Source organism: Mycobacterium talmoniae (genome assembly GCF_001854525.1).
Taxonomy (GTDB): domain Bacteria; phylum Actinomycetota; class Actinomycetes; order Mycobacteriales; family Mycobacteriaceae; genus Mycobacterium; species Mycobacterium talmoniae.
This window is the reverse complement of sequence record NZ_MLQM01000091.1, coordinates 1-20,569: the sequence shown is the minus strand read 5'-3', so window position 1 is coordinate 20,569 and position 20,569 is coordinate 1. Positions and strand designations below refer to the sequence as shown.

General features: G+C 70.4%; 19 protein-coding genes and 1 pseudogene. 8 read left to right on the top strand and 12 right to left on the bottom strand.

Going from position 1 to position 20,569, the window contains the following annotated elements; translation table 11 throughout:
* Nucleotides 1-33: 33 nt before the first annotated feature.
* A pseudogene (locus BKN37_RS16240) lies at nt 34-927 on the top strand (NHL repeat-containing protein); the annotation flags it as partial.
* A 76-nt stretch (nt 928-1,003) separates the two neighbouring features.
* Entirely contained in the window at nt 1,004-2,977 is a 1,974-nt protein-coding gene (locus tag BKN37_RS16235; protein WP_071027664.1) for a serine/threonine-protein kinase PknD, read from the top strand.
* 6 nt (nt 2,978-2,983) lie between these two features.
* Here BKN37_RS16235 and pstA read toward each other — a convergent pair whose 3' ends face one another.
* From pstA to BKN37_RS16210, 5 genes are all read right to left on the bottom strand, one after another.
* A complete protein-coding gene (pstA, locus tag BKN37_RS16230) occupies nt 2,984-3,895 on the bottom strand; it encodes a phosphate ABC transporter permease PstA (RefSeq protein WP_071027663.1) in 912 nt (303 codons plus the stop codon).
* Complete coding sequence (gene pstC, locus BKN37_RS16225) at nt 3,892-4,839, bottom strand: phosphate ABC transporter permease subunit PstC (protein WP_071027661.1); 948 nt, start codon at nt 4,837-4,839, stop codon at nt 3,892-3,894. Before pstC ends, pstA begins: the two co-directional genes overlap by 4 nt.
* Before the next feature lie 41 nt (nt 4,840-4,880).
* Nucleotides 4,881-6,008 carry a phosphate ABC transporter substrate-binding protein PstS gene (gene pstS / locus BKN37_RS16220; protein ID WP_071027659.1) on the bottom strand — a complete coding sequence of 376 codons (1,128 nt, stop codon included), beginning with the start codon at nt 6,006-6,008 and terminating at the stop codon, nt 4,881-4,883.
* Between the two features lie 77 nt (nt 6,009-6,085).
* Complete coding sequence (gene ctpC / locus BKN37_RS16215; RefSeq protein ID WP_083341845.1) at nt 6,086-8,182, bottom strand: manganese-exporting P-type ATPase CtpC; 2,097 nt, start codon at nt 8,180-8,182, stop codon at nt 6,086-6,088.
* Nucleotides 8,183-8,241: 59 nt separating this feature from the next.
* The gene (locus BKN37_RS16210; protein ID WP_071027657.1) at nt 8,242-8,520 is read right to left on the bottom strand and encodes a DUF1490 family protein; all 279 of its coding nucleotides are present in this window, start codon (nt 8,518-8,520) and stop codon (nt 8,242-8,244) included.
* 382 nt (nt 8,521-8,902) lie between these two features.
* Here BKN37_RS16210 and BKN37_RS16205 point away from each other — a divergent pair, with 382 nt between their 5' ends.
* Nucleotides 8,903-10,363, top strand: coding sequence for a WS/DGAT/MGAT family O-acyltransferase (locus BKN37_RS16205; protein WP_083341843.1), 1,461 nt, complete (start codon nt 8,903-8,905; stop codon nt 10,361-10,363).
* On the opposite strand, the gene BKN37_RS16200 is transcribed toward BKN37_RS16205, so the two are convergent.
* Together BKN37_RS16200 and BKN37_RS16195 are read right to left on the bottom strand one after the other, a co-directional pair.
* Entirely contained in the window at nt 10,347-11,036 is a 690-nt protein-coding gene (locus tag BKN37_RS16200; RefSeq protein ID WP_071027668.1) for a TIGR03089 family protein, read from the bottom strand. The genes BKN37_RS16205 and BKN37_RS16200 overlap by 17 nt on opposite strands.
* Nucleotides 11,037-11,502: 466 nt before the next feature.
* Nucleotides 11,503-12,972, bottom strand: coding sequence for an LCP family protein (locus tag BKN37_RS16195; RefSeq protein WP_423212804.1), 1,470 nt, complete (start codon nt 12,970-12,972; stop codon nt 11,503-11,505).
* 65 nt (nt 12,973-13,037) lie between these two features.
* Here BKN37_RS16195 and rfbD point away from each other — a divergent pair, with 65 nt between their 5' ends.
* Genes rfbD through manB form a run of 3 tightly spaced genes read left to right on the top strand, consistent with a single transcriptional unit; the run spans nt 13,038 to nt 15,867 of the window.
* Nucleotides 13,038-13,916: a dTDP-4-dehydrorhamnose reductase gene (rfbD, locus tag BKN37_RS16190; protein ID WP_071027653.1), complete on the top strand. Its 879-nt coding sequence runs from the start codon at nt 13,038-13,040 to the stop codon at nt 13,914-13,916.
* Nucleotides 13,913-14,797 (top strand): glycosyltransferase family 2 protein, encoded by an 885-nt coding sequence (locus BKN37_RS16185; protein WP_071027652.1) that lies wholly within the window; start codon nt 13,913-13,915, stop codon nt 14,795-14,797. Before rfbD ends, BKN37_RS16185 begins: the two co-directional genes overlap by 4 nt.
* Nucleotides 14,797-15,867 (top strand): mannose-1-phosphate guanylyltransferase, encoded by a 1,071-nt coding sequence (gene manB / locus BKN37_RS16180; RefSeq protein ID WP_071027650.1) that lies wholly within the window; start codon nt 14,797-14,799, stop codon nt 15,865-15,867. The genes BKN37_RS16185 and manB overlap by 1 nt, the downstream gene beginning before the upstream one ends.
* 57 nt (nt 15,868-15,924) lie before the next feature.
* On the opposite strand, the gene BKN37_RS16175 is transcribed toward manB, so the two are convergent.
* From BKN37_RS16175 to cofD, 4 genes are all read right to left on the bottom strand, one after another.
* Entirely contained in the window at nt 15,925-16,137 is a 213-nt protein-coding gene (locus BKN37_RS16175; RefSeq protein ID WP_071027648.1) for a hypothetical protein, read from the bottom strand.
* Between the two features lie 66 nt (nt 16,138-16,203).
* Nucleotides 16,204-16,746, bottom strand: a complete 543-nt coding sequence (locus BKN37_RS16170; RefSeq protein ID WP_071027647.1) for an NUDIX hydrolase — start codon at nt 16,744-16,746, stop codon at nt 16,204-16,206.
* Nucleotides 16,743-18,089, bottom strand: a complete 1,347-nt coding sequence (locus tag BKN37_RS16165; RefSeq protein ID WP_071027644.1) for a coenzyme F420-0:L-glutamate ligase — start codon at nt 18,087-18,089, stop codon at nt 16,743-16,745. Before BKN37_RS16165 ends, BKN37_RS16170 begins: the two co-directional genes overlap by 4 nt.
* Nucleotides 18,086-19,072 carry a 2-phospho-L-lactate transferase gene (cofD, locus tag BKN37_RS16160; RefSeq protein ID WP_071027642.1) on the bottom strand — a complete coding sequence of 329 codons (987 nt, stop codon included), beginning with the start codon at nt 19,070-19,072 and terminating at the stop codon, nt 18,086-18,088. The genes BKN37_RS16165 and cofD overlap by 4 nt, the downstream gene beginning before the upstream one ends.
* A 345-nt stretch (nt 19,073-19,417) precedes the next feature.
* On the opposite strand from cofD, the gene BKN37_RS16155 reads away from it, so the two are divergent.
* Nucleotides 19,418-19,759, top strand: coding sequence for a WhiB family transcriptional regulator (locus tag BKN37_RS16155; RefSeq protein ID WP_071027666.1), 342 nt, complete (start codon nt 19,418-19,420; stop codon nt 19,757-19,759).
* 13 nt (nt 19,760-19,772) lie between these two features.
* Here BKN37_RS16155 and BKN37_RS16150 read toward each other — a convergent pair whose 3' ends face one another.
* On the bottom strand, nt 19,773-20,195 hold the full coding sequence (locus BKN37_RS16150) for a metallopeptidase family protein (protein WP_071027640.1): 423 nt from the start codon (nt 20,193-20,195) through the stop codon (nt 19,773-19,775).
* 161 nt (nt 20,196-20,356) lie between these two features.
* Here BKN37_RS16150 and BKN37_RS27890 point away from each other — a divergent pair.
* The coding region (locus BKN37_RS27890) for a DUF3499 domain-containing protein (protein ID WP_207547248.1) at nt 20,357-20,569 on the top strand (213 nt) is incomplete at its 3' end.

Here is a 20,569-nt window from a genome sequence, read left to right as displayed (position 1 = left end):
GTATAAGAGACAGCCCCGACGGACTTTGTGTCCGCGGCGGCCCCACCCGACCGCAAACGCAAGATGCTGTTCGGCGCGGCCGCACTGGCCGTCCTCGCGGTGATCGGTCTGATCGTGTACCTGGTGGCGCGACCGTCGCACCCGTCGGGATCGTCGTCGGCGTCCGGGCAAAGCGTGCTGCCGTTCGAGGGCCTCAACTACCGGCTGTCCCCGGGCGGGGTGGCGTTGGACACCGAAGGCAACGTGTACATCACCAGTCAGGGCATGTACGGCCGGGTGGTGAAGTTGGCCCCCGGCTCCAACCAGCCGGCGACGTTGCCGTTCACCGGTCTGTACCAGCCGCAGGGGTTGGCGGTGGATGGTTCCGGCGCCGTCTACGTCAGCGACTTCAACAACCGGGTGGTGAAGCTGGGGTCCGGCTCGAACACCCAAACCGACCTGCCGTTTAACGGTCTCAACTACCCCGAGGGGGTGGCGGTGGACACCAACGGGAACGTCTACGTCGCCGACCGGGGCAATGACCGGGTGGTCAAGCTGGACGTGGGGTCCAACACCCAGACCGACCTGCCGTTCAACGGCCTGAACAACCCCGACGGGGTGGCGGTGGGCGACGACGGCAGCGTGTACGTCGCCGACACCGACAACAACCGGGTGCTGAAATTGCCGCCCGGGTCGACCACCCAGACCGAGTTGCCGTTCACCGGCCTGTCGGTGCCCTGGGGGGTGGGGGTGGACGACAAAAACAACGTCTACGTCACCGAACACGACAGCAGCCAGGTGGTGAAGCTGGCGGCCGGGGCCAACAACTCGACCGTGCTGCCGTTCACCGGGCTTAACACCCCGCTGGACGTGGTGGTGGACAAGGACGGAAACGTGTATGTCGCCGACCGCGGTAACGATCGGGTGGTGAAACTGGCGCCCAGCTGATGTGCCGCGCCGCCGTGGCGTATTGAGGAAGTAGCGGATTAGCTGGATCGGGTGGCAGGCGAAGGGAGCGTCGACGGTGAGCGACACCGGGCGAGGGTCGCGGGTCGGGTCGCAGTTCGGGCCGTATCGGCTGCTGCGGCTGCTGGGTCGCGGCGGCATGGGTGAGGTCTATGAGGCCGAGGACACCCGCAAGGGCCGGGTGGTGGCGTTGAAGCTGATCTCCGAGCAGTTCTCGGGGAATCCGGTGTTTCGGGCGCGGATGCAGCGGGAGGCCGACGCGGCGGGGCGGTTGACCGAACCGCATGTGGTGCCGATCCACGATTACGGCGAGATCGGTGGGCTGCTGTATCTGGATATGCGGCTGATCGACGGCACCGATCTGTCGACGCTGTTGAAGCGGTACGGGCCGTTGAGCCCGCCGCGGGCGGTGGCCATCGTGCGTCAGATCGCCTCCGCGTTGGATGCCGCGCACGCCGCCGGGGTGACCCATCGCGATGTGAAGCCGGAAAACATCCTGATCACCGGGGACGATTTCGCCTACCTGGTGGATTTCGGCATCGCCCGCGCCAAGGCGGACCCGGGGTTGACCCAGACCGGGATGGCGATGGGGACCTACAACTACATGGCCCCCGAGCGGTTCACCAGCGACGAGATCACCCCGAGCGCCGATATCTATTCGCTGGCCTGCGTGCTGTGCGAGTGTCTGACCGGGTCGCCGCCGTATCGCGCCGAAACCATCGAACGGATGATCGGTGCGCATTTGACGGCGCCCGCGCCGCAGCCCAGCCAGCTGCGTCCCGGCCGGGTGCCGCCGGCGTTGGATGCGGTGATCGCCCGGGGCATGGCGAAAAAGCCGCCCGAGCGCTACCGCAGCGCCGGTGAGTTGGCCGCCGCCGCCCACGACGCGCTCGACGCCCCCGAACAGAACCAGGCCGCCACCATTTTGCGGCAAGGCGAGGACGCCACCCTGCGGGCGCCCGCCATCGACCCGGGCGCGGTCGGGGCGTTCACATCGTCGGGCGAGCGGATCGCTTCGCCGGCGGCGTCGCCGAGCGACGCGACCCGGGTGCGCCCGGTGACGCCCCCGGGCGAGGCGCCCAGTTGGCGCAGCCAGCCCCAGGCGCCGCCGGCGCGGCAACCCGCCGTGCCGCCGTCGTTCGCCCGGGGCCCCGAGCCCGAGCAGCGGCGACGCAAGATGCTGCTGGGCGCCGGTGCGCTGCTGCTGGCCGTGGTGGTGGCGGTGTTCGCGTTCCTGCTGACCCGGCACCCGTCGGGCTCGTCGTCGGCGTCCGGGCAGAGCGTGATGCCGTTCGAGGGCCTCAACTTCCACCTGTCCCCGGCGGCGGTCGCCCTGGACAACGAGGGCAACGTGTATGCCGCCAGCATGGGCATGTACGGCCGGGTGGTGAAGTTGGCCGCCGGCTCCGACAACCCGACGGTGCTGCCGTTCACCGGTCTGTACCAGCCGCAGGGGCTGGCGGTGGACAGCGCCGGCGCGGTGTACGTCAGCGACTTCAACAACCGGGTGGTGAAGTTGGCGTCCGGCTCGAATAACCAGATGGTGCTGCCGTTTAACGGCCTGAACTACCCCGAGGGGGTGGCGGTCGACGCCGAGGGGAACGTGTACGTCGCCGACCGGGGCAACGACCGGGTGGTGAAGTTGGCGGCCGGGTCCAACACCCAGTCCGACCTGCCGTTCAACGGCCTGAACAACCCCGACGGGGTGACGGTGGGCGATGACGGCAGCGTGTACGTCGCCGACACCGACAACAACCGGGTGCTGAAATTGCCGGCCGGATCGACCACCCAGGCCGAGCTGCCGTTCACCAATCTCTCGGTGCCGTGGGGGGTGGGGGTGGACAACAAGGGCAACGTGTATGTCACCGAACACGACAACAGTCAGGTGCTGAAGTTGGCGGCGGGCGCGAACAGCTCGACGGTGCTGCCGTTCACCGGCCTCAACACCCCGTTAGATGTGGTGGCGGACAACGACGGAAACGTCTACGTGGCCGACCGCGGCAACAACCGGGTGGTGAAACTGGCGTCGTAACCCCGGTCAGCGCCGGCGGTTCGCCAGCAGGTGGGTGGCCACCACCGCGACCACGTTGATCACCGCCACCACAATGATCAACGTCAACGCCGCACCCCAGACCCGCAGGAACCCGGCGTGTTCGGGGTTGGACAGTTCGGTGTAGATCAACAGCGGCAGCGAGGCCATGTTGCCGTCGAAGATATCGAAGTTGATCGATCGGCTGTAGCCGACCAGCACCAGCACCGGCGCGGTTTCACCGATGATGCGGGCCAGCGACAACAAGACACCGGACAAGATGCCCGGCAACGCGACCGGGATGACGATCCGCACGATCGTTTTCCACTTCGGTACCCCCAACGCGAAGCTGGCTTCCCGCAATTCGTCGGGCACCAATCGCAGCATCTCCTCGGTGGCGCGCACCACGATCGGCAGCATCAGCAACACCAGCGCCAGCGACACCGCGAACGCGCTCTGCTCAAAGCCCAGGGTGGCGATCCACAGGCTGAAGATGAACAGCGAGGCCACGATCGAGGGCACCCCGGCGAGCACGTCGACCATGAACGTGGTGACCCGCGCCAACCGCGACGATCCGTACTCCGCCAAGAACACCGCGGTCATCAACCCCAGCGGCACCGCCAGCACGGCGGCCACCCCGGCCTGCACCAGCGTCCCGTACAGCGCGTGATACACCCCGCCGGCGAACTGTTCGGGCAGCACCCCGCGCAGCGAATGGGTCCACCACCCCGACCGGGTCACCGCGTACCAGCCGCGGGCGATGACCACCCACAGCAGCCAGACCAGCGGGATCAGCGCGGTCACGAACGACGCGAAAAAGAACGTGGTCGCGACGTTGTCCTTGATCCGCCGGCCCAGGCTCAGCGGCACGAACACCGCCTCTTTCACCGGCTGGCTGAGCGCACCGACGCTGGTGCTCATCCGTTGACCTTCCCGCCGGCGATCAGGCGACCGATCGCGTTGACGACGAAGGTCAGCACGAACAGCACAAACCCCGCGGAAATGTAGGCGCCGGTCGGCAACGGTTCGCTGAATTCGGTGGCCGCCGAAGCGATCTTGGACGCGAACGTGTACCCGCCGTCGAACAGCGACCAGTTCCCGGGGCGGGCGGCGGCGCGCAAGATGATCAGCACCGCCACGGTTTCGCCCAGCGCGCGGCCCAATCCCAGCATCGACGCCGCGATCACCCCGCTGCGCCCGAACGGCAGCACGGTCATCCGCACCACCTCCCATTTGGTGGCGCCCAACGCCTGCGCCGCCTCGATGTGGGGGATCGGGGTCTGCCGGAACACTTCTCGCGACACCGAGGTGACGATCGGCAGCACCATCACGGCCAGCACGATGCCGGCGGTGAAGATGTTGCCGCCGCCGGCCAACGACACGTTGCCCTGCTTGAACAAAAACACCGCCCCCAGGTGGCGGTTCAACGCCGTGGCGATCGGCTCGAGCTTGGGCGCCACCACGAAGATTCCCCACAACCCGAAGATGATCGACGGCACCGCGGCCAGCAGGTCCACCATGGCGCCGAACGGCCGCGACAGCCGGGCCGGCGCGTACTGGGTGAGGAACACCGCGATGCCGATCGCCACCGGCACGGCCAGGATCAGCGCCCACACCGAACTCAGCACCGTGACCATCAGCAGGTCGCGGATCCCGAACGACAACTTGTCGGGGTCGCTGGTGTTGAAGTCGGCGCTGGTGAAGAAATTCGCGTGGTTGACGCGCAGCGCCGGAATCGCCTGCACCAGAAGGAACACCGCGATCAGCGCGATGGACAGGACGATCGTCAACCCGGCGGCGACCGCGACGGCCTTGAACAGCCGGTCGCCGCGCCGCGCCGCGCCCGGGTTGGGCGCAGGCAGCACAGCGGTTCTGCGGTTCGGATCAGGCTCCTGGGACGTCAAGCTCACGCGATGGCGTTGACCGCGGTGGACAGCCTCGACTTGAACGCGTCGGGAATCGGGATGTACCCGTTGTCCGCCAAACCGTTCTGGCCCTCACCGATGGCGGCCTGCAGGAACGCCTTGACCGCCTTGCCGACCTCGGCGTCGGGGTACTTCGAGCAGACCACCTCATAGGTGGCCAGCACGATCGGGTAGGCACCCGCCTGCGTCGGCTTGTAGAACGACATGGTGTCCAGCACCAGGTCGTTGCCCTGGCCCTTGATCGTCGCGCCCGAAATCGTCTTGCCCACCGAGTCGGTGCTGATCGCGACCGGGTCCGGGCCCGCCGAGGTGACGACCTTGGCCATGTTCAGGTGGTGCCCCTGGGCGAACGACCACTCGTTGTAGGTGATCGACCCTTCGGTGGAGGTGATCGCCGCCGAGGTGCCGTCGTTGCCCTTGGCGCCCTCGCCGACACCGCCGTTGAAGGTTTTGCCGGTGCCTTTGCCCCAGGCGCCGTCGGAGGCGGCGTCGAGGTATTCCTGGAAGTTGTCGGTGGTGCCCGATTCGTCGCTACGGAACACCACGTGGATCGGCTCCGCAGGCAGCGTGGCGCCGCTGTTGAGGTTCTTGATCGCCTCGTCGTCCCAGCTGGTGATGGCGCCGTTGAAGATCTTGGCGGCGGTCGGCCCGTCCAGCACCAGCGAGTCGACGCCCTTGACGTTGTAGGTGATGGCGATCGGCCCGAACACCGTCGGCAGGTTCCACGCCGGCGAGCCGCAGCGCTCCTGCGCCTTGGTGTACTCCTCGGGGCTCAGCGGCACATCCGAGCCACCGAAATCGGTTTGCTTGCCCAGGAATTCGGTGACCCCGGCGCCGGACCCGTTCGGGGTGTAGTTCAGGTTCTGGTCCGGGCAGGCCTGCTGGAACGCCTTGACGAAGCGGTCCATCGCGTTCTTCTGCGCGGTGGAGCCGCTGGCCTTGATGGTCTTCTTGCCGCCGCAGGTGACGTTCGACGCGGCCGAACCCGGTGTCGCGGCCCCCTCATTGCCGCCCTGGCTGGCGCTGTTGTTGTCACTACCGCATCCCGACAACACCAGTGCACCGGTGGCCAGGACGCCCAGTGCTGCGCCAAGTCGGTTGACCTTCACATCGGCTCCTTCGAACGGTTGGGGGCTGGCGTGTCAGAACACTACTATCCGGCCGCCGGGCCCGTCGAGGAAACCGGTCAGTCCAGCTGGTAGCGGATCAGCCGTGAGCTGTTAGCTACGACGGCCACCGACGACGCGTTGTGCAGGATCGCCGCGAGCACCGGGGACAGCGCGCCACCGGCGCCGATCAGCAGCCCGGCCGCGTTGACCGCGATGGACATGCCGTAGTTCTGCCGGATCACGTCGACCGCGCGCGCGCCCAGGTCCCGCACGTCGAGCAGGCGGTTCAGGTCGTCGTTGGCCAACGCGACGTCGGCGGTCTCCACCGCCACGTCGGTGCCGGCCAACCCCATGGCGATGCCGATGTCGGCGGCCGCCAGCGCCGGCGCGTCGTTGACCCCGTCGCCGACCATCCCGACGACGTAGCCGTCCTCCTGCAGCGCGCGCACCACCTCGAGTTTGTCCTCGGGCAGCACCTCGGCGCGCCACTCCTCGATGCCGAGTTCACCCGCCACCGCCTCGGCGGTCTCCGGGTGGTCGCCGGTGAGCATGACGATCCGACGAATCCCGTTGCTGCGCAGCTTCGTCAGCACCTCGGCCGCCTCGGGCCGGACCTCGTCGCGCAGGCTGATCACCCCGACCAGGGTGCCGTCCACCGCCAGCAGCAGCGGGGTCTCGGCCTGGCGGCGCAGCTTGTCCACCCACCGCGCCGCGTCGGGGGACACCGTCACGTTCTCGCTTTCCAGCAGCGACGGGCTGCCCAACAGCAGGGTGCGCCCGTCGGCCCAGGTGCGCATGCCCAGGCCCACCAGCACCTCGCATTCCTCATGCGGCGGAATGGTGATGTGGCGTTCCTCGGTGGATCGGATCACCGCCTCGGCCAGCGGGTGCCGCGAGTGGATCTCCGAGCTGGCGGCGTAGGCCAGCACCTGTTCGGGCTGCCAATCCTTGTGCATTGCAATGATGTTCGTCACCACCGGGCGCCCGACGGTCAGGGTGCCGGTCTTGTCGAACACGATCGCGTCCACCCGGCCGGCCTGCTCCAGGTGGGAGCCGCCCTTGATCAGGATGCCGCGCCGGGCGCCGTTGCCGATCGCGGCGCTGATCGAGGTCGGGGTGGCCAACCCGACCGCGCACGGGCAGGCGATCAGCAGCATCGTCATGGCCCGCCGCACGTCGCCGGTCAGCGCCAGGGTGATCGCCGACAGGATGAACGAGGCGGGCACGAAGCGGCGGGAGAAGTTCTCCCCGACGGTTTGGATCGGCGCCCGATCGTGCTGGGCCTCTTCCACCCGGCTGATGATGCGGCCGATCACGGTCTGGCTGCCCACCGCGGTGGCCCGCACCACCAGCCGGCCGCGGACCACCACCGACCCGGCATGCACCCGGTTTCCGGTGATGACGCTGACCGGCAGGGTTTCCCCGGTGATCGCGGACTGGTCGACGATCGCCTCGCCGTCGACCACCTCGCCGTCGACCGGGATCGCGACGTGATCGTGCACCACGACCTGGTCACCGATCTGCACGGTCTCGATCGGCACCTGCACCTCGGTGCCGTCGGCCAGCCGCACCCAGGCGGTGTCCTGGCTGCCGCGCAGCAGGTCGGAGATGGCGCGCCGGGTCCGTCGCAGCGTCAGATCCTGCAGGTACTCGCCGATATTGAGCAGCCACAGCACGGTGAGCGCCACCACGTTCTCCCGCAGCACCAGGCTGGCCAGGGTCGCCGCGGTGACCAGCGCGTCGGTGCCGGCGCGACCGGAGCGGATCGACCGCAGCGCGCCGCGCAGGAACGGGTAGCCCATGAACACCGTCGCCCCGGTGGCGACCAGTTGGCCGGTCGGCCCCAGCAGCGGCGGCCGTTTGAAGACGTAGCGGCGCACCCCGAGCAGGGTCAGCGCCGCCCCGCCGATCACCATCCGCAACACATCGGTGTTGCGGATGTCCGCCGAGCGCGGGGTGCGGGCCGGGATCAGCTCGGCCGCCACCTCGGCGGCCGCGCCGATCGCTGCCAGCACCGCCGCCGTATCGCAGCGTTTCGGCGAATACCACACCACCACCGACCCGGTGTGCGGGTAGGCGTGCACCGTGCGCACCCCATGCTCGCGGTCGACGCTTTCCTCCACCGCGACGGCGCGCCGCGAGTTGCCGCGGACCCACGGCACATGCACCCGCATCCGTCCGGCCGCGTCGGATATGACGGTGAGGTCAGGGTCGATGGTCACCGGCGCCGCGATCAGTGGTCGTGGTTGTGGTCGACGGCGGCGGCCGGCGGCGGGGACTCCTCCCCGATGCGTTCCCGGGCCTCGGCGACGACGTCGGCGATCTTGAGCCGGGTGGATTCGGCGGCTTCCTCGGCGCGCCGGGTTCCACGCAGCCCCCACTCGGTGGCCTTGACCGCCGTCTCGTGCAGCGGGGCCTTATCGACCGCCTTGCGCAGCAGCTCGTAGGCGCTCACGCCGACCAGCCCGGTGACGACCGTGCTGGCCGCCTTTGCGAATAGCGCGTATGCCATTCGGACACCCTTCCTCTCAGGTCACTGACCGCCGACGCTAACATACAAATATTGCGATATCAATATGTGTTCGCCGGGCCGGCGGGCAGTCTGAAAGGTACCCCGGCCTCGACGCGGGGGCGTGGTGTCGTGGTGTCGGCGAGCGCTGGCGACGCGCGAGCAAATTTCACAAGTTACTTTGTAGTAATTCGTGCCGCGTGCTACCTTGGCCGGGCCCGCCCGTTGAGCACCCAGCGGGTTTGCCGCCGCCAGGCTTCGGCGGCAACCGGCCACCGTGCTAGTCCACCCGGGTGTGGCGAATTCGCCCCTGCGGTGCGGCATTTGCAGAGCGGCGATGGCCGGTTCCGGGTTTCCGTGTGATTTGCTGCGAGGGCTCTGCTGCATGCCTGTTCCGATATTGCCCACCGACTCGATGTTCCTCTACGCCGAGGCGCCGCACCGGCCGATCAACGTCGGCGCGCTCGGCTTGTTGAGTCCGCCCGACGGCGGCGACCAGCGCGACGTGCGGGAGCTGTTTGCCGACGCGCTGACCCGCGGCCAGGCGGCGCCGCTGTGGCGTCGGCGTCCGCACCGCTCGGTCACCTCGCTGGGGCAATGGTGCTGGCGCACCGACGCCGACATTGACCTGGACTACCACGTGCCGGTGAGCTGTTTGCCGCGGCCCGCCGGCCTGGCCGAGTTATGGGAGCTGGTGTCCGGGCTGCACGGCACGCCGCTGGACCGTGCCCGGCCGTTATGGCAATGCCACCTGATCGAGGGGCTCGCCGACGGCCGCTACGCGGTGTACGTCAAGATCCACCACGCGTTCGCCGACGGGGCCTCGGCGATGCGGCTGCTGCGGCGGACGGTGAGCGCCGACCCGGACCAGCGCGGGATGCCCGCCCCGTGGGAGATCGCCGACCACGATCCCGCCGGGGGAGTCCGCCCGCTCGACGTGGTCCGGGGCATGGTCGGCGCGGTCGAAGAACTGCTCGGCGTGGCGCCGGCCCTTGCCGACACTGCGTGGCGGGCGGTGCGCCGCCGGGGCGGCCCGCTGACTTTGGCCGCGCCCCATACCCCGTTCAACGTGCCGATCAGCGGCGCCCGGTCGGTCGCCGGGTGCAGCTTTCCCCTCGACCGGTTGCGGCTCGTCGCCAAGCACACCGACGCCACCCTCAACGACGTGGTGTTGACGATGTGCGCCGGGGCGCTGCGCCGGTATCTCATTGGCCGCGATGCGCTCCCGGCCGCGCCGCTGATCGCGATGGTGCCGGTGTCGCTGCGCGGCGATGAGCCCCTCGACGCGACCGCCGTGGTGCCCGGCAACAAGGTGGGGACGCTGATGTGCTCGTTGGGTACGCACCTGGACGATCCGGCCGAGCGGCTGGCGGCGGTCCAGGCCAGCATGCGGGAGGGGAAGGCGGCCCTGGCCGGCCGCAGCCAGCTGCAGGTGCTGGCGATGAGCGCGCTGGGCGCCGCCCCGGTCGCGCTGGCCATGGCGTTGGGTCGCCCATTCGGGCCGCTGCGGCCACCAAACGTGATGATTTCCAATGTTCCCGGTCCGACCGGGCCGCTGTATTGGAACGGCGCCCGCTTCGAGGCGCTGTACCCGGTGTCGGTGCCGGTGGACGCCCAGACGCTCAACATCACTTGCACCAGCATCAATGACCAGATCGCCTTCGGCCTGACCGGATGTCGCCGCGCCGTTCCGGCGATCGGGATGCTCGCCGAGTTCCTCGGTCGCGAACTCGATCTGCTGGACGCCTTCCACCGGATCTCCCGTGAGCGCCGGCCCGGTCGACGCCGCCGTCCGCGGCCGCGTCGGTCCGGGGCAGCGCGCAACGACGTTAAACGCGATCGGTGAGCGTGCGGGTGACCTTCTCGGTCTCGATGCGGCGGGGCAGTGCGTCCGGGTCGGGATGGGCGACCTGCACCAGCGACGCGCCGGCCGCCAGCGGAGCCAGCAGCGCGTCAATCAGCTCCTCGGCGGTGGTCCACGGCGCCGTGGACAGCACTCGGTCGGCCGATGTCAGGCCGCGGTCGGCCGCGGACTTTTCGGCCGCGGCCAGCACCTGGTCGACCGATCGGCCAGCCAGCGCGGGGCCGGGCTGGCGCTCGGCGTCGATCTGGTCGCCGTGCACCCGCACCGCGGTCGCGTAGTCGGTGACGCCGACCGGCAGGTCCGGCGCCGGCCGCCCGAAGGGATCCAGTGACAGCACCGCCACCTCGCCGCCGATCCCGACCGCGGCGTCGGCGTCGGCCAGCCGGGCCGCGGTGCACAACGCGACCTCGGCGGGGCCGTCGAGCACCGCCTCGGCGCCGATCCACCACACCCCGAACAGCACGGCCGCGGTCTGCCAATGGGCGGGCAGCAACACCGCCACCCGGCTGGCCGGGCCGGCGCCCAACTCGTCGCGCAGCAGGTTGCCGGTTTTGGCGGCCCAGTTCGCCAAGGTGGCCGCGGACAACTCGATACGTTCACCGCTGGCATCGTCGTAGTAGGTGATGCGCGGGCCGACGGGATCGGCGCGCAACATCGGATCGAGCACCGCTGCACTGAGGTTGGTCACGCGGCCAGGTTAGTCCGGGCGTCGCGTCCCCCGGGCCGTCGAGTCTGCGGTGGGCCGTCGAGTCTGCGGTGGGTGCGTCGAGTCTGCGGTGGGTGCGTCGAGTCTGCGGTGGGTGCGTCGAGTCTGCGGTGAGGGCATCGAGCCTGCGCTGAGGGCATCGAGTCTGCGGTGAGGCCGTGTTTTCGCGCCGATACCCGGCCTGAGCGCAGGCTCGACGCCGTGGACGCAGGCTCGGTGCCCTGAGCGCAGGCTCGACGCACCCACCGCAGACTCGACGCCGTGAGCGCAGGCTCGATGCCGTGGACGCAGGCTCGACGCCCTCAGCGCAGGCTCGATGCCGTGAGCGCAGGCTCGGCGCCCACCACGCAGGCGCGGCAACACAACCGGCGCCTCGCGATATGCCGGCGGCCCCCATGCCGCCACACCGATCGGGTCAGTCCACGCACTGCGGGTCGTCGGAGCCCGCGGTGATGATCGGCGACGGCGGGGGAGCGGTGGTCTGGGTCGACCCGCCCTCTGCGGCGTTGCCCAACGCGGTCGCGTCGCCGGTGCCCAACCCGGATCCGGGCCCGGTGTAGTCGTTGGCCAGCACCACCCGCACCGACCCCGGGTGCACCGCCGCGCTGGCCACCACGGGCAGCCCGCCGAGCTCCTTGGCCACCGCTTTGGCGCCCAAATCGTCGGCGTTGTCGGCCTGGACCTGGCTGCCGGTCACGTGGCCGGAGTCGTTGTTGCCCACGGTGCCGGCACTAAACCCTTTGGCCGTCAACACGTTTGATACCGCGGCGGCCAGCCCGTTGATGTCGGTGTCGTTGAGCACGCTGGCGGTGGTCTTCTCCGGCGCGTAGGCCAGCTCCTCGGTCTTGCCCTGGTCCTGGTCGTGCAGCAGCCCGCCCACCCAGGTGCGGACCTGGTCCGGGTCGACCCGCACCACGCTTTGCATGCCGTCGTCGCTCCAGCCGGACTCCTCGAGCACCGGGATGGTGGCGAACGCGACCTGCCCGGCGGCCAGTTGCTGCAGCTTCGAGATGAAATCCATCACGTCCCACCCCGAGGACAACACCACCGACCGCTGCACGGCCTGCTGCAGCCGCTGCATGGTCACCGGGCTGGACAGCGTCTTGCCGGAGATGACCTTGTGGGCCAGCGAGGCCATCACCGTCTGCTGGCGGTGCACCCGGTCCAGGTCGCCGTGCGGCAGGTCGTGGCGCTGGCGGACAAAGCTTAGCGCCTGCGGCCCGTCCAGCTTTTGCCAGCCCGCGGGGAAGTCCGCCCCCGAAAGCGGCTCGTAGACCTCCTGTTTGAGGCAGACGTCGACACCGCCGAGGGCGTCGGTGATCAGCGAGAAGCCCAGCAGCCCGATTTCGGCGTAGTGGTCGACGGTGACCCCGGTCAGGTTGGCCACGGTCTTGATCAGCGCCTCCCGGCCGGCCTCGGTGCCCCGCGCGTCGGCTTCCAGCGGCCCGAGCCCGGAGTCCACCGCGGCCTCCGCGGTCTCCAACTTGGTGGCGCCGTACACCCCGTTGATCTTGGTCTTGCCCAGGCCCGGGGCGGCGACGTAGGAGTCCCGCGGAATCGAGATCGCGGTGGCGGACTTCCCGTTGTTGGGGATGCGGACCAAGATGATGGTGTCGGTGTTGGTGGCCTCGTCGTCGCCGACCCGCAGCGTTGCCAGCTCCTCGGGGGTCAACGGATTGCCGTGCGCGTCGGTGCGGCTGTCCATACCGACCAGCAAAATGTCGATCGCGCCGTCGTCGCCGCCCTCACCCAGCGCGGCCGCGGACATGTGGAAGATGCCGTCCTCGAACGAGCGGATCCGGCTCCACGCCACCCCGGTGCTCAGCACGACCAGGACGGCAGCCACCGTCGCAACCACACGGACCACACGGTGCACAGGCATCACTCCAGGTTACTTATGCATCAGCCGTATCAGCGGTAGCCGGGCTCGGCGTGCCAGACTCGGAACCCATGCCAGACAGGATCGTGATCGCCGGCGCCGGCGGGCAGGTCGGCCGCTGCCTCGCCGCGCGCGCGGCGCAAGACGGCCGGGACGTGCTGGCCCTGACCTCGTCGCAGTGGGATATCACCGACCCGGCGGCCGCCGAGCGGATCGTTGAACCCGGCGACGTGGTGATCAACTGCGCGGCCTACACCAACGTCGACGCCGCCGAATCGCACGAGTCCGCCGCCCACGCGGTCAACGCGGCCGGTCCCGGCCACCTCGCGCGGGCCTGCGCGCGGGCCGGGGCGCGGATGATCCACATCTCCACCGACTACGTGTTCAGCGGGGACTTCGGCGGGTCGGCGCCGCGACCCTACGAGCCCGACGATCCGGTCGGGCCGCTCAGCGTGTACGGGCGCACCAAGCTGGCCGGCGAACGCGCGGTGCTGGCCGCGTTGCCGACGGCGACCGTGGTGCGCACCGCCTGGGTCTACACCGGCGGCACCGGCACCGACTTCGTCGCCACCATGCGCCGGCTGGCCGGCGGCGACGACACCGTGTCGGTGGTCGACGACCAGATCGGGTCGCCGACCTACGTCGCGGATCTGGCGGCGGCCTTGCTGCAGGTGGCCGACGGGCGGGTCACCGCGCACGTCGTGCACGCCGCCAACGATGGCGCGGTCAGCCGGTTCGAGCAGGCCCGGGCGGTGTTCGGCTGCCTGGGCGCCGACCCGGACCGGGTGCGCCCGGTCGCCAGCGCCGACAACCCGCGTCCGGCGGCCCGGCCGGCCTACTCCGCGCTGTCCGGTGCGGCCTCGGCGCGGGCCGGCCTGACGCCGCTGCGCGGCTGGCACGACGCGCTGGTCGAGGCGCTGGGCACCGGCCGGTTACCCTCTACGCCGTGAGTGACGTCCTGCCGGTCGTGACGGTGACCTATTCGCCGGGTCCGCACCTGGACCGTTTCCTGGCGTCGCTGTCGCTGGCCACCGACCGGCCGGTGCGGGTGCTGATGGCCGACAACGGTTCCACCGACGGGACCCCGCAGGCGGCCGTCCGGCGCTACCCGAATGTGGAACTGCTCACCACCGGCGCCAACCTGGGCTACGGCAGCGCGGTCAACCGCGCGGTGACCCGGCTGGCCGACGACGGCGGCCACGCCGAGTTCCTGATCGTCGCCAACCCGGACGTGCAGTGGGGGCCCGGCAGCATCGACGCGCTGCTGGATGCGGCCGCCCGCTGGCCCCGCGCGGCCGCGCTGGGCCCGCTGATCCGGGACCCCGACGGCTCGGTGTACCCGTCGGCGCGGCACCTGCCCAGCCTGATCCGCGGCGGCATGCACGCCGTCCTCGGCCCGGTCTGGGGAAGCAACCCGTGGACCAGCGCCTACCGGCAAGAGCGGCTGGCGCCCAGCGAGCGGCCGGTGGGCTGGCTGTCCGGGTCGTGTCTGCTGGTGCGCCGGGCGGCGTTTGACGAAGTCGGCGGCTTCGACGAGCGCTACTTCATGTACATGGAGGACGTCGACCTCGGTGACCGGCTCGGCAAGGCCGGCTGGCTCAACGTCTACGTGCCGTCGGCCGAGGTGCTGCACCACAAGGGCCACTCCACCGGTCGCGACCCGGCCCGCAACCTGGCCGCGCACCACCAGAGCACCTACACCTACCTCGCCGACCGGCACGCCGGCTGGCTGCGGGCACCGCTGCGCTGGGCGATGCGCACCGCGCTGGCGACCCGGTCACGGCTGGTGGTGCGCAGCTCACGACGAAAACTGGCGAAAGGGCGGTCGTGATGTCACGCGAGGTCGATGCCGTCGTCTTGGTGGGCGGCAAGGGCACCCGGCTGCGGCCGCTGACCCTGTCGGCGCCCAAGCCGATGCTGCCCACCGCCGGGCTGCCGTTTGTCACCCACCTGCTGTCGCGGATCGCCGCCGCCGGCATCGAGCACGTCGTGTTGAGCACGTCGTATCAGCCCGGGGTGTTCGAGGCCGAATTCGGGGACGGCTCCAAGCTGGGTCTGCAGATCGAGTACGTGACCGAGGCCGAGCCGCTGGGCACCGGCGGCGGCATCGCCAACGTCGCCGACAAGCTGCGCCACGACACCGCGATGGTGTTCAACGGCGACGTGCTCTCCGGCGCCGACCTGGGCCAGCTGCTCGACTACCACCACGGCAACGACGCCGATTTGACCCTGCATCTGGTGCGGGTCGGCGACCCGCGGGCGTTCGGCTGCGTGCCCACCGAGAACGGCCGGGTCACCGCGTTTTTGGAGAAGACCCAGGATCCGCCGACCGACCAGATCAACGCCGGCTGCTACGTGTTCAACCGCGCGATCATCGACCGCATCCCGCGCGGGCGCGCCGTCTCGGTGGAACGGGAGGTGTTCCCGGCGCTGCTGTCGGACGGGATCACCATGTGCGGGTACGTCGACGCCAGCTACTGGCGCGATATGGGCACCCCGGAAGACTTCGTCCGCGGCTCGGCGGACCTGGTGCGCGGGATCGCACCGTCCCCGGCGCTGCACGGCCAGCGCGGCGAGAAGTTGGTGCACGACGGCGCGGCGGTGGCGCCGGGCGCGGTGCTGATCGGCGGCACCGTCGTGGGCCGCGGCGCCGAAATCGGGCCGGGCGCCCGGCTGGACGGCGCGGTGATCTTCGACGGGGTGCGGGTGGAGGCCGGGTCCGTGATCGAGCGGTCCATCATCGGGTTCGGCGCCCGGATCGGGCCGCGGGCGCTGATCCGCGACGGGGTGATCGGCGACGGCGCCGACATCGGCGCGCGCTGCGAGCTGCTGCGCGGCGCCCGGGTGTGGCCGGGGGTGGCCATTCCCGACGGCGGCATCCGCTACTCGTCCGACGTGTAGCGGGCGTCAGCGCGCGCCGAGTGTGGGCTTAGGGCACGCGTTTACGGCTCGGGCGTGTCACAGCCCCACACTCGGCGGACGGCGGGGCGGCGGGTACACGGCGCGGGCGATGGTCGCCGACAGCCACCCGATCACCCACCCGCCGAAGAACACTGCGAAGGTGTGCCGGGTCGCGCCGTCCGCGGTGGCCGACAGCACCGCCAAGACCACGGCCCAGACGACGGCGCAACCGATGCTGTACGCCGTGTAGGTGTGCAAACGTCCGCGCATCTGTCCACCTCGATCCTCGGCCGTGCCCGGCGGCCGGTTAACGCACGCGTGCTGCGAAAAAGCGTGTCACAACCGGCGGCGCGACGCGCGCGAAACCAGGTAGGCCAGCGCGGCGTCGGCGTCGGCGGGCAGCCCGTCGACCGGCCACCAGCGCAGGTCCAGCGATTCGTCGCTGATCCCGATCTGGGCGTCGGGCGGGGCATGGGCGATGAACTGCAGGTCCAGGTGGCGGGTCGGCACCCCCAGCGAGCAGGTGACCGGATGCACGTGCACGGCGGCCAGCACCGGGTCGATACGCAGTCCGGTGATCCCGGATTCCTCGGTGGCCTCCCGCAGCGCCGCGGCCACGATGTCGGCGTCGGTGTCGTCGCAGTGCCCGCCCAACTGCAACCAGCGCCCCACCCGGGGGTGCAGGGTCAGCAGCACCTGGGTGCCGGTGTGGTCGAGCACCAGCGCCGAGGCGGTGATGTGGCCGGCCGCGCATTCCCGCGCGCAGGCGTCCGGGCGGGCGTCCAGGAACGCCAGCACGGCGTGGCGCAGTGTTTCCTGGGCCGCATCCGGTGCGGCCCAGCCGGACAGCAGCGCGATCGCCGAGTCCCGCACGCTCATCGGCGCACCAGCAGATCGTCCACCGGCACCGGGTCCCGCGGCTCGGTCACCGGCTCGGCCGGATAGCCGATCGCGATGGCGCCCAACGGCTCCCAGTCGTCGGGCAGTTCCAGCTCGGCGCGCACCAGCTCGGCGGCGAAGATGGTGGAGCCGATCCAACAACTGCCCACCCCGCGCACCGCGAGGGCGACCAGCAGCGCCTGCACGGCCGCGCCGACCGCCACGGTGAACATGGTGTGCTCGGCGTCGGTGCGGGCGGCGTCCGGGTAGTCATGCGCGCCGTCGGGAACGAGCATCGGGATGACGACTTCGGGGGCGTCGTAGAGGATCTGGCCGCGGGCCACCCGGCGTTCGATCGCCTCGGCGGGCTTGCCGTCACCGGCCAGATCGGCCCGCCATTGCTCCCGCAGGCGATCCAGCAGCGCGACCCGGACCGTCTCGGACTGCAGCCAGACGAAGCGCACCGGCCGGGTGTGGTGCGGGGCCGGCGCGGTGAGCGCCTCGGCGACGGCGGCCTCGATCAGCTGCGGCGGCACCGGCTCGGCGGCGAAGTGGCGCACCGAGCGGCGCAGCAGCTGGGCCTGTTGGCGGCCCAGCTCGAGGGCCTCGGCGGTGCCCAGCCAAAACAGGTCCTCGGTGCCGGCGCGCACCAGGGTGCGCGCGGTCGACCCGTCGTCGCGCGGGGTCACGCCCCGCACCACCGCCGCCGGGATCGCGGTCAGCTTGCCCTTGACCAGATCGGCGGCGGCGGCGACCTCGTCGGCGACGGCGATCTCGGTGACCACCAACTCGTTGCCGTGGGTGTCGACCGCGCCGGCGTAGGACCGCAGCACGGCCAGGCCCGCCGCGCCGATCGCGACATCGGTCTGGCCGGTGCGCCAGGCCCGACCCATGGTGTCGGTGATGACCACCGCCACGGTGACACCGAGCCGACGGCGCAGCGCGTCGGCCAACGCGGCCGCGCTGGCATCCGGGTCGACGGGCAGCAGCACGAGTTCGTCGGCGCCGATGTTGGAGCCGTCCACCCCGGCGGCGGCCTGGACCAGCCCCAACCGGTTCTCGGTGATCCAGGTGCGGCCCTTGCGGGCCAGCACCCGCACCGCTTCGCTCTCGATCAGCTTGCGGCGCAGCGCGTCTCGTTCCTCAGGGTCGACGGGGGCGGGCACGATGCGGCCTTCGCATTTGGACACCACCTTGCTGGTGACCACCACGACGTCGCCGTCGCGCAGCCAGGGGGCCGCGGCGGCGATGGCGGCGGCCAGGTCGTCGCCCGGCCGGAACTCGGGAAGCCCGGCCACCGGCAGGATTTCGACCGTCGCCGCGCTGCCGTGCTCGTCGGTCATTGCACACCCGCCAGGTCCAGCCCGGCCCGCACCATGTCGGCCGTCGCCTGCGGATCGGTCATCAACAGCGGCACCGAGCGCACCTGCACGCCGTCGATGTCGGCGTGGTCGCCGTCGTGCACCAGCCAGCAGTCCAGAATCCCGGTGCCGGTGCGCGCCCCGTAGTGCCGGCCGACGGCCTCCGAGGTGGTGTCCACCCCGATCACGGACAGGCACTCGTCGGCCATGCCGCGCAACGGCTTTCCGGACACGATGGGGGAGTAGCCGATGATCGGGGCGCCGGTCGAGCGCAGCGCGCCGCGCACCCCCGGAATCGCCAACAACGCGCCGATGCTGACCACCGGGTTGGACGGGGCCAGCAACACCGCATCGGCATCGGCGATCGCGTCGCTGACCCCCGGTGCCGGGCTGGCCTTTTCGGCCCCGACGAAGGCGAAACTGTGGGTCGGGACCTGGGCGCGGTAGCGCACCCACCATTCCTGGAAGTGAATCGCGCGCTGGGTGTCGTCGGCCGGGTCGGTGATCACCACGTGGGTTTCGCAACGGTCGTCGCTGACCGGCAGCAGCCGCGCACCGGGCTGCCAGCGGTCGCACAGCGCCTCGGTGACCGCCGACAGCGGATAGCCGGCCCGCAGCATCTGGCTGCGCACCAGATGGGTGGCCAGATCGCGGTCGCCCAGCCCGAACCAGTCCGGCTGCACCCCGTAGCGGGCCAGCTCCTCCTTGGCGTGCCAGGTTTCGTCACGGTGACCCCAGCCCCGCTCCGGGTCGACGCCGCCGCCCAGGGTGTACATGCAGGTGTCCAGATCGGGGCAGATGCGCACCCCGTGCATCCAGGCGTCGTCGCCGATATTGACCACCGCGGTTAGCTGGTGACCGGTGCCGGGGGCGGCCCCGGCAAACTGCCCCAGCCCGAGCAGCCGTTGCACACCCAGCAGGAAGCGGGCGCCGCCGACCCCGCCGACCAGAACCGTGACCTTCACAGCGCACGACAGTACTGCCCGCCGAGGGGGTCGTGTGCGGCGGCGACGGCCTCCGCGGGCCGCAGTGTGGCCGACGCAACAGGACTCGCCGGGTCTCGGACACGCCGAGATTTCGTCACGAGATGGTATGGAATCGCCGCCTAGCGCTTGACCTCGGCAGCTAACCCGTGTGTAATCACACCAGTGTCATTTCCCGGTTGGCCGGCCGGATTCGGTGTCGCAGACCGAGATTCGATCACCTGTTCGAATTGAGATGGCCGCACATCACAATAGTGAGCGAGATTTGACGATCAACGAAACCAGGTGAGGAGGCGGAGCATGTCCTATGAGCACCTTCGGGGCGTAATGGGAGGCACACCGCACACCAATACCGGCTCGGCGTCGATGGGGGTGACGGGGGCGGCCGCAAGGCCACACTTGAGTTTGGTTCCCGACGCTGCGGAGGTGTTCGACCCAGCGCCGGCGACCCCGGATCAATGGCAGGACCGCGCGCTGTGCGCGCAGACCGACCCAGAAGCGTTCTTCCCGGAAAAGGGCGGCTCTACCCGCGAGGCCAAGAAGATCTGCTTGGGCTGCGAGGTGCGTTCGGAATGCCTGGAATACGCGTTGGCCCATGACGAGCGCTTCGGCATCTGGGGCGGCCTGTCCGAGCGGGAGCGCCGTCGCCTCAAGCGCGGCATCATCTAGGAGCCGAACGCGCCTAGTCGTCGTCGATGGTCGGGTCGATGACCGAGGGCTCCACGTCCAGATAGGTGGCCACCTGCGCCACCAGAATTTCGTGCAGCAATTCAGAAAGATCGACGCTGTCATTGGCGCGGTGTTCGATTGGCTTGCGGAACAACACGATTCGGGCTCGGGTGGGGTTGCCGCGGACATCGACGCCGGCCGGGATCAACCGGGCCAGCGGGATCGGCCCGTCGGCGACGACCTCCGGCGGCCATTGGACGCTGTCGGGGTCCTTGGCGGCGATCCGCGGGATCTCGTCGACGGCGATGTCGAGCTCGGCCAGCCGTTGCTGCCAGCGTCGCTCGATGGGTTCGTAGGCCTCCAACACCGCCATGTCGAAGCGTTCGGCGCGGCTGCGCCAGCCCGGCACCGTCGGCGGCAGCAGCGGCCCGCGCATCTCCCGGCCCCGCCGGGACGCCGAGATCCCGGCCGGGGCAGCGCCGCGGCGAGAGCTGCGCGAATCGGACACGCGCCGATGGTAACGGTTGGACATAGCCCCCGGCGTGAATGCGCGTGTCCGGTGCGGCACAGCCGTTTGTCCACGATAGCCTCGCAGGCGTGAATGTTCCCCGCCGCTGCTGCCGGCCCGGGTGTCCGCACTACGCGGTGGCGACGCTGACGTTCGTGTACTCGGATTCGACGGCCGTGATCGGCCCGCTGGCCACCGCGCGGGAACCGCACTCCTGGGACCTGTGCGTCAGCCACGCCAGCCGCATCACCGCGCCGCGCGGCTGGGAGCTGGTCCGGCACGCCGGCCCGCTGCCCACCCAC

What these genes read in the sequence shown, in the direction of transcription:
- pstA (WP_071027663.1), bottom strand. Translation starts at nt 3,895, where the DNA reads ATGAGCACCAGCGTCGGTGCGCTCAGCCAGCCGGTGAAAGAGGCGGTG.
- manB (WP_071027650.1), top strand. Translation starts at nt 14,797, where the DNA reads ATGTCACGCGAGGTCGATGCCGTCGTCTTGGTGGGCGGCAAGGGCACC.
- BKN37_RS16200 (WP_071027668.1), bottom strand. Translation starts at nt 11,036, where the DNA reads ATGTTGCGCGCCGATCCCGTCGGCCCGCGCATCACCTACTACGACGAT.
- BKN37_RS16165 (WP_071027644.1), bottom strand. Translation starts at nt 18,089, where the DNA reads ATGACCGACGAGCACGGCAGCGCGGCGACGGTCGAAATCCTGCCGGTG.
- BKN37_RS16170 (WP_071027647.1), bottom strand. Translation starts at nt 16,746, where the DNA reads ATGAGCGTGCGGGACTCGGCGATCGCGCTGCTGTCCGGCTGGGCCGCA.
- BKN37_RS16210 (WP_071027657.1), bottom strand. Translation starts at nt 8,520, where the DNA reads ATGGCATACGCGCTATTCGCAAAGGCGGCCAGCACGGTCGTCACCGGG.
- BKN37_RS16175 (WP_071027648.1), bottom strand. Translation starts at nt 16,137, where the DNA reads ATGCGCGGACGTTTGCACACCTACACGGCGTACAGCATCGGTTGCGCC.
- BKN37_RS16205 (WP_083341843.1), top strand. Translation starts at nt 8,903, where the DNA reads ATGCCTGTTCCGATATTGCCCACCGACTCGATGTTCCTCTACGCCGAG.
- rfbD (WP_071027653.1), top strand. Translation starts at nt 13,038, where the DNA reads ATGCCAGACAGGATCGTGATCGCCGGCGCCGGCGGGCAGGTCGGCCGC.
- BKN37_RS16150 (WP_071027640.1), bottom strand. Translation starts at nt 20,195, where the DNA reads ATGCGCGGGCCGCTGCTGCCGCCGACGGTGCCGGGCTGGCGCAGCCGC.
- ctpC (WP_083341845.1), bottom strand. Translation starts at nt 8,182, where the DNA reads ATGCGGGTGCATGTGCCGTGGGTCCGCGGCAACTCGCGGCGCGCCGTC.
- BKN37_RS16155 (WP_071027666.1), top strand. Translation starts at nt 19,418, where the DNA reads ATGGGAGGCACACCGCACACCAATACCGGCTCGGCGTCGATGGGGGTG.